The following is a 13,174-nucleotide window of genomic DNA, read 5'->3' on the forward strand; positions in this document are numbered from 1 at the left end:
CTGACGACTTACTCGGTCACCCGGAGGATCCCGTGCGCGCCGCGCTCGGCGTCGATCATCAGGTGGGACACCAGCGGGTAGTGACCCGCCTCCGGCATCTCCAGCTCGACGAAGCCTCCCTGGGCGGGCAGCAGCCCCAGCACCTGGCTGCCGCCCGTGGGATCGCCCTCCTCGTCGGGGCAACCCAGCACCCAGCGCCCCTCCTGGTAGACCGTGTCGAACTGCCCACCGACGACATGGAAGCTGCTGGGACGGTTGGGTCCGGAGTCGAGCACCCAGATGCGCACCCGCTCGCCGACCCTCGCCTCCAGCACGTGCTCGTCATACTGGTTGGCGATGCCGTTGAAGACCACCAGGTCGGGTTGCTCGGCGGCGATCTTGTCCGCGTTGACCTCGGTCGCCTCCTCCGCCGAGGTCGCGACAGAGTCGAGGTAGACCTCGGTCTGCACCAGGAGGAACTCCCGGTCCACCTCGGGCAGGTCGGGCGGGTCGATGATGACGGCGCCGGTCATCCCCGCGGCGATGTGGGAGGACATCGGCATGGTCGAGCAGTGATACATCCAGATGCCCGACCTCGTCGCGGTGAACCGGTAGACCAGGGACTCACCCGGCGGGATCGTGCGCATCGGCTCGTCCGGGGCCAGCGCCCCGGCGTGGAAGTCCAGGGAGTGACCCATCGTCCCGTCGTTGACCAGCGTGATCTCGAAGACGTCGCCGACCTTGCCGCGCAGGGTCGGGCCGGGTGCCTGGCCGTTGAAGGTCCACCGCTGCTGCCAGAGGCCGGGGGCGACCTCCAGCGGCACCTCCTGGGCGGTCAGCGTGATCCGGTGGGTGGTGGCGTCCGGGGCCGGCGCGAGCACGGGGTCGACGGGCAGTATGACGGGGGGCGGGTCGTCCGTGAGCAGCGGGCCGCTGCCGTGGTCGGTGTGGGACCCGCCGGTGCTGCTGCCAGCGGTGCCGTCCGCGGGTGCCTCCCCGGGGCCGGCGTCGTCGCCGGTGTCGGTCCCAGCGGCGGGCGTCCCGCCGGTGGTCTGCACGTCGAAGGTCATCCCGCTCTGGCGGTGGCCGACGATCGTGCACCAGCCCTCGAGCGGGCCGGTGACCACGTCGATGACGATCTCCGCGTGCTCCCCGTGCCCCAGCCGTGGCGTCTTCTGGCCGGCGATGGCCAGGTCGTGGGTGGTCGACGGGTCGTCGTTGACCAGGTCGATGACCAGCCGGTTGCCGAGCGGCACAGTGACCGTGTCGGGGGTGAAGGTCATCCCCGCGGCCGAGACCTCGACCCTCGTGGTCTCGCCCGTGGCCACGACCGAGGTGTCCTGGGGTGCCGCGCTCGTGGACGCCCCGATCCCGGCGGCGACCGGGTCCAGCCCCACGCCGACGGTGATCGCGACGAGCACGGCGGAGGCACCCGCCACGACCTGCGCGAGGGTCAGCGACGAGGACGGTCGATCGACCCGCGCCGAGCGGTCGATCGGCGGCAGTCCCCCCGCGAGCGCACGACGAGCCCGCACGGAGGTGATGATCCCCCTCACCATGAGGGGCAGGAACGAGGCCAGCGCCACGAGGACCAGGACCGACACGACGACGCGCACGAGGCTGGGCACCGGTGCCAGGCAGACGACCAGGCCGACATTGATGATCACCAGCCGCAGCGCGGCGAGGGTGTTGAAGACGGCCTGACCCGCTCGCACGACCGACGGGCCACCACCGAGCGCCGTGGGCATCAGGTAGGACAGGGCACCGGGGAGCACCTGGGCGGCGAAGCCCACCACGAAGATCGAGGCCAGGAGTCCGACGCGGTCACTGACGCCGCCTCGGGCCACGAGGACCGTCGTGGTGACGAGGCCGACGGAGAGCCACCCCAGGGCGCACGCCACGGAGGCGGTGGCGAACTCGCTCGGCGGCCGGCGACGGGCCGGCGCCCACAGGGCCCGTCCCCACCAGACCAGCCCCGCGGCATACAGGACCAGACCCGAGACGGTGACCGGACGGAGCCCGGCGAGCGCCCCGCTGTTGACGACGACCAGCGCCGCGACCAGCACGGGCAGCGCCTGCCGGGCCAGGGACTCGGCCCGGGGGTCCATCGGCGTGCGCAGCATCGTCGGCCACAGGGTGACCAGCGTGCCGGTGACCGTCAGCCCGACCCAGGCGAGCAGGTTGGTCATCATGTGTGCGGTGAGCAGGCGGTCGTGCCAGGTCTGGCTCAGGCCGAGGGCCAGCGCCGCACCGAAGGCGATGCCGACGGGGAGGCTGACTGCGGCCACCAGGTAGTAGCGGATCGTGATGCGGAAGCGACCGGGGAGAGCGTTCCGCAGGCGGCGCCAGAGCATCAGGCCGTGCCAGACGACGGCGGCCGAGACGAGCACGGCGCCGAGCACGACGAGCCACCACTGGGCCGTCGGCACGCCCACCATGACCAGTGCCGTGCCAACGAACAGCAGGGCCAGGCGCAGGCTCTGCCGTGACCTCGGGTCGAGCGCCTCGGGCGTCTTGAGCAGGGCCTGGGCGAAGTGGGTGCTCCACACGAAGATCGAGTGGGTCAGCGCCCCGAGCAGCACCAGGTGCACCATCAGCCAGGTGGCGTCGGGGACCCACTGATGGATCAGTGCGACGCCGACGGCCATCACCATCCACCACAGCGCCGGGTAGTCGCGCAGCGCCCAGCGGCCGCGGGCCTGTGCCCGCTCCGGGCGCTTCGTCGTGGGGGCGGAGGACGGGGCGGGGTTCATGAGGTGGCCACCAGATAGACGGCGGTGAGCACCAGGAGCAGCACCGCGACGATGGTCAGGACGGAGCCGACCTGATAGACGAGGGGGTCCCCGCCGCCGAGCAGGTTGCCGGTGACGCGGATCAGCAGCCCGGTGTGCAGCACCGCCAAGGGTGCCCACAGGACGAGACGGTAGGGGAGCCGGACCGACAGGACCGCCGGAAGGATGACGGGCGCGTGGGCCATCACCATAGAGATCGCGAACCCGAGGAAGGTGGCGTGAACGACGGTGTCGTAGGCCGCGGGATGGTTGGCCAGCGGGCCGCCGCCCGCGTCGGGGACCGCCCCGAGAGCCCACAGGGCACCGGCCAGCCCCAGCCAGCCGTAGCCGAGCAGCAGCGCCGCGGAACTGAACCGCGGCAACCCGCTGGAGTGGATGAGGCGCCGGGCGACGTCGTGCACGGACAGCCAGGCGGTGATCGCCAGGAGGCCGAGGCCGAACACCGGCCCGCCCAACGTCGGCCACAGCAGGCTGAGCGTCACCCCGACAGTGAGCAGGCCGGACAGGGCAAGGAGCTGCTCACCCGCTCCGGAGGGCATCGCGAGCCGGGCCAGCTCGGCACGCTCGGCGGCGATGGTCAGCACCAGGAAGGCCACCAGCCAGGGCAGGACGACGGCCACGTCGGTGTGGCCCCAGAGGGCGGCGCCGCAGCCGGCGAGTATGGCGCCGAGCAGCTGCACCAGGACCGTCACCTCCTGGGCGCGTCGCCAGAGCGCGGCGTAGACGGCGGTCAGGGCCAGGCACCCCACCACCAGCAGGACCTGCCCGACGACGAGGGGAGCCGGGGAGAGCAGGGCGATCCCGCCCAGGCCCAGGCAGGCGGGCGCGAGCAGACCCCACCGCCGCCGCAGCGCGACCGCGCGCTCAAGGGCGATGACCGTGCCGAGGAAGCCGAGCACCATGAGGATCCCGTGCAGGTCGGCCAGGCGGGCCAGGGACACCGGGGCCGGGAGCCCGAGCAGCAGCAGGCTGGCATCGAGCCCCGCGAGCAGGCACACGCCACCCCCGGCCAGCAACAGGAAGCGGCCCGGGCGGGCCAGGCGTGGCGCAGGCGTGGCGGGGGGAGCCGTGGTCACGGGTGGGGCTTGGGTCATGGGTGCGGGTGGCCCGCCCCGTGGGGGTCGTGGGAGTGGTCGTGCCCGTGGTCGTGGTGGTGACCGTCGTCGTGGCCGTGCTCCTCGGGGCGCAGGAGGTGGCCGCGGCCGTCGGTCACCGGTGCCTCCGCGGCCGGCGTCGTCGCGTCGACCCGCTCCCACTCCGGCCCGTCCAGCGACATGGCGGCCGCGGGGAACAGGCCGTTGTCCTCCTTGTCGATGTGCGTCCGGAGTGCCTTCTCGAACTCCGGCGCACGGGCAAGGTCACCGGCCGCGACGATCTCGAGCAGCTCGTCCAGCGTGCTGTGCTCCCCGCACAGCACGTCGATGTGGTCGGTGAACTCCTCCTGCTCTCGCATGACACTGAATAGGCCGACCTCTTCGGCGTGCGTGTGCGGGTTGAGCAGGCGTGCCACGACCTTCGCCGTCTCCCTCACCTCCGCGGTGTCACCGGTGGCGGCCGCTCGCACCATCGCCCCGGTGGCGTTGATGATCTCGTCGTGCTCGGCCATGAACCGGCCGACGACGGTGATGGACTGGCACCCGCAGTACGAGCACATGGTGGCGCTCCTTCGTCAGTGGCGAGGGTGGGGGAGTGGCCCCGTGGGACCGAGGCTAGTTCAGCGACTGCGCGTCAGGCGGAGCGTCCACGCCTCCGGGCCGGGCACCAGATACTCCACGTCGATCGCGCCGTTCTCCCGGTCAGCGATCTGGGCCAGCAGCGGCTTGGGGTCGTGGGGAGCCACCAGGTCCAGCGCACCGCCGACCCGGATGGCGGACAGCGCGCCGAACACGGTCGCGTGGCGGATCGCGTGGGGGACGGCCCGGACGTCGAGCTCGGGCACCTGCGCATCGTGCTCACCGCACGCGCAGCCGGACACGTCCTGGACGGGGATCTCGCTGGTCATGATGGGGGGTCTCCTCGGTTTGCGGATCGGATGTCCCAATTATTACACTCCTGATGTGGATAAATCGACGCGGCTTGGCCCGGCGCCCTGGCGACCGTCGGGAGAGACGGACCAGTCGCCCGCCGAGCGGGTGCTCGCCGCCCTGGCGGAGCAGGTCCGGCCGATCACCACCGCCGACCTCGTGGGCGTGTTGGGGCTCCACGCCAACACGGTGCGCGCCCACCTCCAGGACCTGGTCGGGGCGGGGCTGGTCGCCATGGAGACCGTGCCGCCCGTCGGGCGCGGCAGGCCCGCGCACCGCTACCGGATCACCGACGAGGGCCGGGCGGCCCCGCGAGTCAGCGACCCCACGTTCACCGAGTACCGCGGCCTGACCACGGCCTTCGCCACCTACCTCGCCTCCCGCTCGGCGGACCCGTCCGAGGAGTCCCGGCAGATCGGCCGCGCCTGGGGGGCCCAGCTCGCGGCCGCGCAGCCCCGGACAACCGCGTCACCCCAGACCGACTCGCCGTCTTCCGGACCCAGCTCCCAGGACGCGGCGTCGATCGACCTGGTGGTCCGGCTCCTGGCGCGCCTGGGGTTCACGCCGGTGTCGCCGGAGCAGACCGAGGCTGTGGCCGACGAGGGGATCGCCCTGCGGACCTGCCCACTGCTGGAGCTGGCCGAGGAGATGCCGCACGTGATCTGCCAGGTGCACCAAGGTCTGGTAGAGGGGGCGCTCGACCAGTACGGTTCTGGTAGCACCGAGGTCGAGTTGCGTGCGTTCAGCGAACCCGGCGCCTGCCGGCTGCACCTGCGTGACGGGCAGGGGACGGGCCGCAGTTGAGCGCAGCCACGGCCGACCCTCACCGGCGCTGACGTGTTTGCAGGACCAGCAGAGTTTCCTCAGTTTCCGCACACGACACGAAGGAGCGCGATGTCCGCGTCACCGGGCACCACGGAGCACAAACCCACGACCACCGCCAGCCGCACGGCCTGGACCATGCTGATCATGGCGACGATCGGCTTCGCCGTGAACTTCTGGGCCTGGGCGCTCCTGAGCCCGCTCGGGCCCCTGTGGCGAGAGGAGGGCACGCTCGGCGACATCACGGAGGGGGACGTGGCCCTGCTCGTCGCCGTCCCGGTCATCGTCGGTTCCCTGGGCCGGATCCCGGTTGGTGGCCTCACCGACAAGTACGGCGGGCGGGTGATGTTCCCGATCGTCTCCCTGGCGACCATCGTCCCGGTGCTCGTCATCGGTTTCGGGGGGCAGTCCTCACTCACCGCGCTCCTGATCACCGGCTTCTTCCTGGGCATCGGCGGCACGGCGTTCGCCATCGGTGTCCCCTTCGTCAACGCCTGGTTCCCGCCCAGCCAGCGGGGACTGGCGATCGGCATCTTCGGCGCCGGCATGGGTGGCACCGCCATCAGTGCCCTGACCACCGTGCCGCTCTACGAGGCCAGCGAGACCCTCCCGTTCCTGCTGACCGCCGTCGGCCTGGCGGTCTTCGCCGTCGCCGCATGGTTCATCATGCGCGACGCGCCGGGACGGACGGTGCCGCCGGGGTCGCTGGTCAGCCGGGTGGTGGCCAACTCCAAGCTGTCCATCACCTGGTTGCTGGCCTTCCTCTACGCCGTGGCCTTCGGTGGCTATGTCGCCTTCTCGGTCTACCTGCCCTCCTACCTGAAGATCACCTACGACCTTGATCCGGGCGACGCGTCGAACCGGATGGCGGGATTCGTGGTCGTCGCCGTCATCTTCCGGCCGATCGGAGGGTGGCTCGCGGACAAGTTCGGGGCCATCTACGTGCTCGCCGCCTGCTTCGTCGCGGTCGCGATCGGCGCGACGATCGCCTCGTTCACCCCGATCCTGGAGCACGTCGGCACCTTCGCCTTCCTGGGTATGGCTGCCGCGCTGGGGGCTGGCAGCGGTGCCACGTTCGCCCTCATCGCCAAGGTCACCGAACCGGCCAGGGTGGGTGGCGTGACCGGCATCGTGGGTGCGTGCGGCGGACTCGGCGGGTTCCTGCCGCCGCTGCTGATGGGCTACATCTACGGCCGCACGGACTCCTACGCCCTGGGCCTGCTGCTCCTGGCGGCCACCGCCCTCGTGGCGCTGGCCCTCACGATCACGGTCATCCGGCGCAAGGCAGAGGAGCAGGCGGCCCTGGAGGCCTGAGCGCGCCCCGTCACCCTTCCGGCGTGCCCCTGCGTGAACGGTCCAAGGGCGGGCGGTTGGCGACCGCGGACGAGGCCTCCTTCGCCGACCCGGCCCTCGGCATCCGGGCTGCAGGAGGTGGCAGCATGTCCCGGTGCGCCGCGTCCTGCTCGACATCACCCCGCTGCGGGAGTCCCGTCCCTATCGCTACCTCTACCTCGGCACCGTCACCTCGGGCATCGGCGCCCAGCTCGCCACCACCGCCATCGCCCTGCAGATCTACGACCTGACCGGATCGTCCTTCGCCGTCGGCCTCGTGGGGCTCTACGCGCTGGTGCCGATCGTGGTGCTCGGGCTCTACGGCGGGGCCGTGCTGGACACCCACGACCGCCGCACCGTGGCCCTGGTGGGCGGAGTCCTCCTCTGGGTGACCGGCGGACTCAACGTCCTCCAGGCGGTGCTGGGCAACACCGAGGTGTGGGTGCTCTACGCACTCGTGGCCCTGCACAGCGCCGGCTTCGCGGTCATCGGGCCGGCACGGTCCTCGATCTACCCCCGCATCCTGCCGCTGGAGCAGCTGCCGGCCGCGAACGCCCTCAACGTCACCTCGATGAACATCTCGATGACGGTCGGCCCGCTCCTGGCGGGCGTCATCGTGCAGTTCGGCGGCTACGTCACGGCCTACTCCCTGGACGTCATCCTCTTCACCGCCGCGATGCTGGGGATCTGGACCCTGCCGCCGATCCGACCGGAGCAGAGCGGGCCGGCGAAGGTCCCGGGGTTGTCCAGCGTCCTCGACGGCCTGACGTTCCTGGCCACCCGACCCAACGTGCGGATGACCTTCCTGGCGGACTTCTGCGCGATGATCCTCGCCCAGCCTCGCGCCCTCTTCCCGGCCATCGCGATTGTTGCCCTGGCCGGCGGCGCGGCCACCGTCGGCATCCTCGCCGCCGCGCTGGCCGTGGGCGCAGTCGTCGCGATGCTCTTCTCCGGACCCCTCGGCACCGTCATCCACCAGGGACGGGCGGTGGTGTGGTCCGTGGTGGCCTGGGGCGCCTGCATCGTGCTGGTCGGCCTGGCGGTGCTCGGGTCGGGCCGCCTCTTCGGCCCTGGGACGGCCCTCGTGCTGGCCTGCCTGGGGCTGGCCGCGGCCGGCGCGGCCGACTCGGTCTCCTCGGTCTTCCGCAACACCATCCTCCAGTCGGCCACGCCCGATCATCTGCGCGGTCGGCTGCAGGGGATCTTCGTCGTCGTGGTGGCCGGCGGACCCCGGCTCGGCGAGCTGCTCTCCGGCACCGTGGCCGGGGCCTGGACCGAGTGGGGTGCCCTGGTCCTGGGAGGCGTGGCCTGCATCATCGCGATGCTGCTGCTGGCGCGGGCCCAACGCGGCTTCCTCGCCTACGACGCCCGCGACCCGCAGCCATAGGCATCTTTCAGCCATAGGCACGCCTCCCGCCCTCTCCGCTAAACCCTCCATTTGTGGGAAGCGTCCTCCGTCGATGAGAACGTTTTAGGGCATGAGGACGTGCCCTAATCTACGGCCTGCTTTCCAGGGAAACCGCAGGTCAAGACACTCGCGAGTCCCGGTGTCGCGGAGGGACACAACGCGCTAGGGTGTCACCTGGAGACGTTCCGTTAAATGTCCGTCGGAAGGGTTGGTCGTGGCCAGGCACGGAGTGCGTGACGGGCTGGACCTGCTGCGCTCCGACGTGCGCCGGGCGCTGTACGAGCACCTCGCCGACCTACCGGTGGATCCCGAGGAGACCTCGGCCCGGGCGCGGGGACTGAGCGCCCAGGAGCTCGCGGACATCGTCGGCCTGCACCTGACGACGGTGCGCTTCCACCTCGACCAGCTGGTCGCCGCCGACCTGCTCACCTCCGTCCAGGCAGCTCCGGCGGGGGCTGGGCGTCCCCGCAAGCTCTATGCCGTGCCCGGCCAGCGACTCAGCGCCCCCAGCGACCCCGAGGCGCTCCAGGCCTATGCCGCACTGTCGGAGATTGTCGGCCGCACTGTCGCACCCGAGCGGGTCACCGGTCAGGCGGACGTGCCGGACCACCTCGTCATCCAGTCCGGCGACTCCGGCCCCCTGGATCAGACGCCCGCCGTCCTGGAACAGTCCGGCAGACAGTGGGCCCGCGACCACGTGTCCCGGCTGGCCACGCGGGTGGGGGAGCGCACGCCTGCGACGACCCCGGGCGCCTGGCTGGGCAAGGTCGGCGCGGTCATCGACCTCCTCGTCGGCTGGGGCCACGCACCGGCGGTGCGCACCGCGGCCGGCGCCCGCGAGGTCGACATCGTCCTGCGTGACTGCCCCTTCCTGGCCCTGGCCAGGGACAACCCGCAGATGGTCTGCGGGGTGCACCGGGGTCTCCTGCGCGGCGCGCTCGACGCGCTCGGCGAGGAGAGCGCCGAGCTGGACCTGCAACCCCTCGTGGACCAACGCACGTGCAGGGCACACCTGAGCATCACCACCCCGTTTCCCGATCGTGGAGAGCAGACATGACCGACACCGCAGCACGTCCGCGCACCAGCGAAGAGGTCGGCCTGGACGGCCCGCTGTCCTCGGCGCTGGTGGGAACCCGCCGGTTCTTCACCCGCGGCAAGGTCTCGGAGGACCAGCGCACGCTGTCCCTCGAGGGTGGCCGTCAGGGTGACTCGTTCTATCGAGACCGGTGGAGCCACGACAAGGTCGTCCGCTCGACCCACGGCGTCAACTGCACGGGCTCCTGCTCGTGGAAGGTCTACGTCAAGGACGGCATCATCACCTGGGAGGCCCAGCAGACGGACTACCCGTCGACCGGCGGGGACCGGCCGGAGTACGAACCCCGCGGCTGCCCGCGCGGCGCCGCGTTCTCCTGGTACACCTACAGCCCCACGCGTGTGCGCTACCCCTACGTCCGCGGCGCGCTGCTGGAGATGTTCCGGGAGGCCAAGGCGGAGTATGGCGACCCGGTCGTCGCGTGGGCCAGCATCGTCCAGGACGAGGAGAAGGCCAGGCGCTACAAGGCGGGCAGGGGGAGGGGCGGCCTGGTCCGCGCGACCTGGGAGGAAGCGGTCGAGCTGCTCGCGGCGGCTCACGTCTACACCATCAAGCGCTGGGGCCCGGACCGCATCGCCGGGTTCTCCCCGATCCCGGCGATGTCCCAGGTCAGCTACGTCTCGGGGGCACGGTTCAACGAGCTCATCGGAGCTCCCATGCTCTCCTTCTACGACTGGTATGCCGATCTGCCCAACGCCTCGCCGCAGATGTGGGGCGACCAGACCGACGTGCCTGAGTCGGGCGACTGGTGGGACGCGGCGTACCTCATCATGTGGGGCTCCAACGTCCCGCTGACCCGCACCCCGGACGCCCACTGGATGACCGAGGCCCGCTACCGGGGCCAGAAGGTCGTGGCGGTGGCACCCGACTACGCCGAGAACGTCAAGTTCGCCGACGAGTGGGTCGCCCCCGCTCCCGGCACCGACGCCGCCCTCGCGATGGGCATGGGTCACGTCATCCTCAAGGAGTTCTTCGTCGACCAGCAGGCCGACTTCTTCGCCGACTACACCAAGAAGTTCACCGACCTGCCCTATCTCGTCAGTCTCGTCGAGCGAGAGGACGGCACGTTCGAGCCCGGCAAGTTCCTCGTGGCCGGTGACCTCGAGGGCCACCCCGAGGCGGGCTCCGAGAACGCGATGTGGAAGACGGCCGTGCTGGACAGCCGCACGGACGACGTGGCCATCCCGCAGGGTTCCATCGGGCACCGGTTCGGTCCCGAGGGGGAGGGCCGGTGGAACCTCGAGCTCGGTGACATCGACCCCGCCCTGACCCTGTTCGGCCGCACCGAGGAGTCCGTGCCGGTCCGACTGCCCCGTTTCGACACCGGTGACCAGGTCGCCTACGAGCAGCGCGGGGTCCCGGTGCGTCGCATCGGCGGTCACGTTCTCACGACCGTGCTGGACCTGATGCTGGCACACTACGGCGTGGGTCGGCCCGGCCTGCCGGGGGCGTGGCCCGATGACCTGGAGGACCCGACGGTGCCGGCCACCCCGGGCTGGGCGGAGGCGATCACCTCGGTGCCCTCGCACCAGATCGCCCGGCTGGCCCGTGAGTTCGCCCAGAACGCGATCGACACCACCGGTCGCGGCATGATCCTGATGGGCGCCGGGACCAACCACTGGTACCACTCCGACCAGATCTACCGCGCCATGCTGGTGCTGACCACGATCACCGGCTGCCAGGGGCGCAACGGCGGCGGCTGGGCCCACTACGTCGGGCAGGAGAAGGTGCGCCCGCTCATGGGCTTCCAGCACATGGCCTTCGCGCTGGACTGGGTGCGCCCGCCGCGGCACATGAATCAGACGGCCTACTGGTACGTCAACACCAGCCAGTACCGCTACGACACCTTCACCACCGACGACGTCGGAGCCGGCACCGGTGCCTTCCAGGGCCGCTCCATGATGGACGTCCTGACCCAGGCGGTCCGCCTCGGGTGGGTGCCGTCCTACCCGCAGTTCGACCGGTCCAGCCTCGCCCTGGCCGACGAGGCCGCCGAGGCCGGCACCGACGTCAAGGAGTATGTCGTGCAGCAGCTCAAGGAGGGCTCGCTGCGGTTTGCCGTCGAGGACCCGGAGGCGGAGGAGAACTGGCCGCGGGTGCTGACCCTCTGGCGGGCCAACCTGTTCGGCTCCTCGGCCAAGGGCAACGAGTACTTCCTCAAGCACCTGCTCGGGACGACCAACGCCGTGAAGGCGGCCGAGGCCCCCGAGGAGAAGCGACCGCGCGAGGTGGCCTGGCCGGAGACGGCGCCCGAGGGCAAGCTCGACCTGTTGATGACCATCGACTTCCGGATGACGAGCTCCACGCTGCTGTCCGACGTCGTGCTGCCGGCGGCGACCTGGTACGAGAAGCACGACATCAACACCACCGACATGCATCCCTACATCCACTCGTTCAACCCGGCCATCGCCCCGCCGTGGCAGAGCAAGAACGACTGGGACGCCTGGAAGGAGATCGCCAAGAAGTTCTCCGAGCTGGCGCAGGACCACCTGGGCACCCGGACCGACGTGGTGGCCAAGCCGCTGTGGCACGACACGCCCGAGGCGATGGCCACCGTGCACGGTGTCGTGCAGGACTGGAAGACCGGGGAGGTCGAGCCGGTCCCCGGCAGGACGATGGCCGCGCTGGTGGCGGTCGAGCGCGACTACACCCAGGTCTACGCCAAGATGACCGCGATCGGCCCGCTCCTGGAGAAGGTCGGGATGATCACCAAGGGCGTGAAGTACGACCCGACCGACTTCGTCGCACGGCTCCGGACCATCAACGGCACCGTCCACGGGGGAGTGGCCGACGGCCAGCCGCGGCTGGACACCGACGTGCACGTCGCCGAGGCGATCATGCACCTGGCCGGCACCACGAACGGTCACCTGGCCACCCAGGGCTTCAAGGACCTGGAGAAGCGCACCGGCATCCAGCTGCACGACCTGGCCGCCGAGCACGAGGGCAAGATCATCAGCTTCGCCGACACGCAGGCGGCTCCGGTGCCGGTCATCACCTCTCCGGAGTGGTCCGGCTCCGAGGCCGGCGGTCGGCGCTACGCCCCGTTCACGATCAACATCGAGCGCTCCAAGCCCTTCCACACCCTCACCGGCCGTCAGCAGTTCTACGTCGACCACGACTGGATGCTCGGCATGGGGGAGGCGCTGCCCACCTACCGACCGCCGCTGAACATGACCAAGCTGTTCGGCGAGCCCGAGATCGGCGCGACCGGTGAGCTCGGGGTCTCGGTGCGCTACCTGACCCCGCACAACAAGTGGTCGATCCACAGCGAGTACCAGGACAACCTGTTCATGCTGTCCCTGTCCCGCGGTGGGCAGTCCATCTGGATGTCCGACGTGGACGCCGAGAAGATCGGGGTGCTCGACAACGACTGGATCGAGGCGGTCAACCGCAACGGTGTCGTGGCGGCCCGGGCGATCGTCAGTCACCGGATGCCCGAGGGCACGGTCTTCATGCACCACGCCCAGGACCGCCTGATCGACGTGCCGCTGACCGAGACCGACAACAAGCGCGGCGGCATCCACAACAGCCTCACCAGGATCCTGATGAAGCCCAGCCACCTGATCGGGGGCTACGCCCAGCTGGCCTACTTCTTCAACTACATCGGGCCCACCGGCAACAACCGGGACGAGGTCACCACCATCCGCAAGCGCACCGCGCCGGTGACCTACTAGACCGCACACACGGAGGCTCCGCCCCCGTGGACCCCAAACTGCGCACAGAC

The 13,174-nt window shown here is 70.8% G+C and carries 9 protein-coding genes; 5 read left to right on the forward strand and 4 right to left on the reverse strand.

Translation table 11 applies throughout. The features are described 5' to 3' along the window. Positions 1-8 precede the first annotated feature (8 nt). Genes MWU75_RS13580 through MWU75_RS13595 form a run of 4 tightly spaced genes read right to left on the reverse strand, consistent with a single transcriptional unit; the run spans position 9 to position 4,773 of the window. Complete coding sequence (locus MWU75_RS13580) at positions 9-2,732, reverse strand: multicopper oxidase domain-containing protein (protein ID WP_247091661.1); 2,724 nt, start codon at positions 2,730-2,732, stop codon at positions 9-11. Further along, positions 2,729-3,847, reverse strand: a complete 1,119-nt coding sequence (locus tag MWU75_RS13585; protein ID WP_247091663.1) for a hypothetical protein — start codon at positions 3,845-3,847, stop codon at positions 2,729-2,731. The genes MWU75_RS13580 and MWU75_RS13585 overlap by 4 nt, the downstream gene beginning before the upstream one ends. Positions 3,848-3,861: 14 nt before the next feature. Next, positions 3,862-4,425, reverse strand: coding sequence for a hemerythrin domain-containing protein (locus tag MWU75_RS20000; RefSeq protein WP_281497242.1), 564 nt, complete (start codon positions 4,423-4,425; stop codon positions 3,862-3,864). Positions 4,426-4,485: 60 nt separating this feature from the next. After that, entirely contained in the window at positions 4,486-4,773 is a 288-nt protein-coding gene (locus MWU75_RS13595) for a DUF2249 domain-containing protein (protein ID WP_247091666.1), read from the reverse strand. Positions 4,774-4,828: 55 nt separating this feature from the next. Here MWU75_RS13595 and MWU75_RS13600 point away from each other — a divergent pair, with 55 nt between their 5' ends. The 5 genes from MWU75_RS13600 to MWU75_RS13620 all read left to right on the forward strand — a co-directional run bounded on the left by MWU75_RS13600 (position 4,829) and on the right by MWU75_RS13620 (position 13,124). Next, positions 4,829-5,599, forward strand: coding sequence for a helix-turn-helix domain-containing protein (locus tag MWU75_RS13600; RefSeq protein ID WP_247091669.1), 771 nt, complete (start codon positions 4,829-4,831; stop codon positions 5,597-5,599). Between the two features lie 90 nt (positions 5,600-5,689). Continuing rightward, complete coding sequence (locus tag MWU75_RS13605) at positions 5,690-6,931, forward strand: NarK/NasA family nitrate transporter (RefSeq protein WP_247091671.1); 1,242 nt, start codon at positions 5,690-5,692, stop codon at positions 6,929-6,931. A gap of 133 nt (positions 6,932-7,064) precedes the next feature. Further along, complete coding sequence (locus MWU75_RS13610; protein ID WP_247091674.1) at positions 7,065-8,336, forward strand: MFS transporter; 1,272 nt, start codon at positions 7,065-7,067, stop codon at positions 8,334-8,336. A gap of 235 nt (positions 8,337-8,571) precedes the next feature. Then, the gene (locus MWU75_RS13615; protein ID WP_247091676.1) at positions 8,572-9,414 is read left to right on the forward strand and encodes a helix-turn-helix domain-containing protein; all 843 of its coding nucleotides are present in this window, start codon (positions 8,572-8,574) and stop codon (positions 9,412-9,414) included. Continuing rightward, on the forward strand, positions 9,411-13,124 hold the full coding sequence (locus tag MWU75_RS13620) for a nitrate reductase subunit alpha (protein ID WP_247091678.1): 3,714 nt from the start codon (positions 9,411-9,413) through the stop codon (positions 13,122-13,124). The genes MWU75_RS13615 and MWU75_RS13620 overlap by 4 nt, the downstream gene beginning before the upstream one ends. The last annotated feature ends 50 nt before the right edge of the window (positions 13,125-13,174 follow it).

This window comes from Ornithinimicrobium sp. F0845, from assembly GCF_023015765.1.
In the GTDB taxonomy this organism is placed as follows: domain Bacteria; phylum Actinomycetota; class Actinomycetes; order Actinomycetales; family Dermatophilaceae; genus Ornithinicoccus.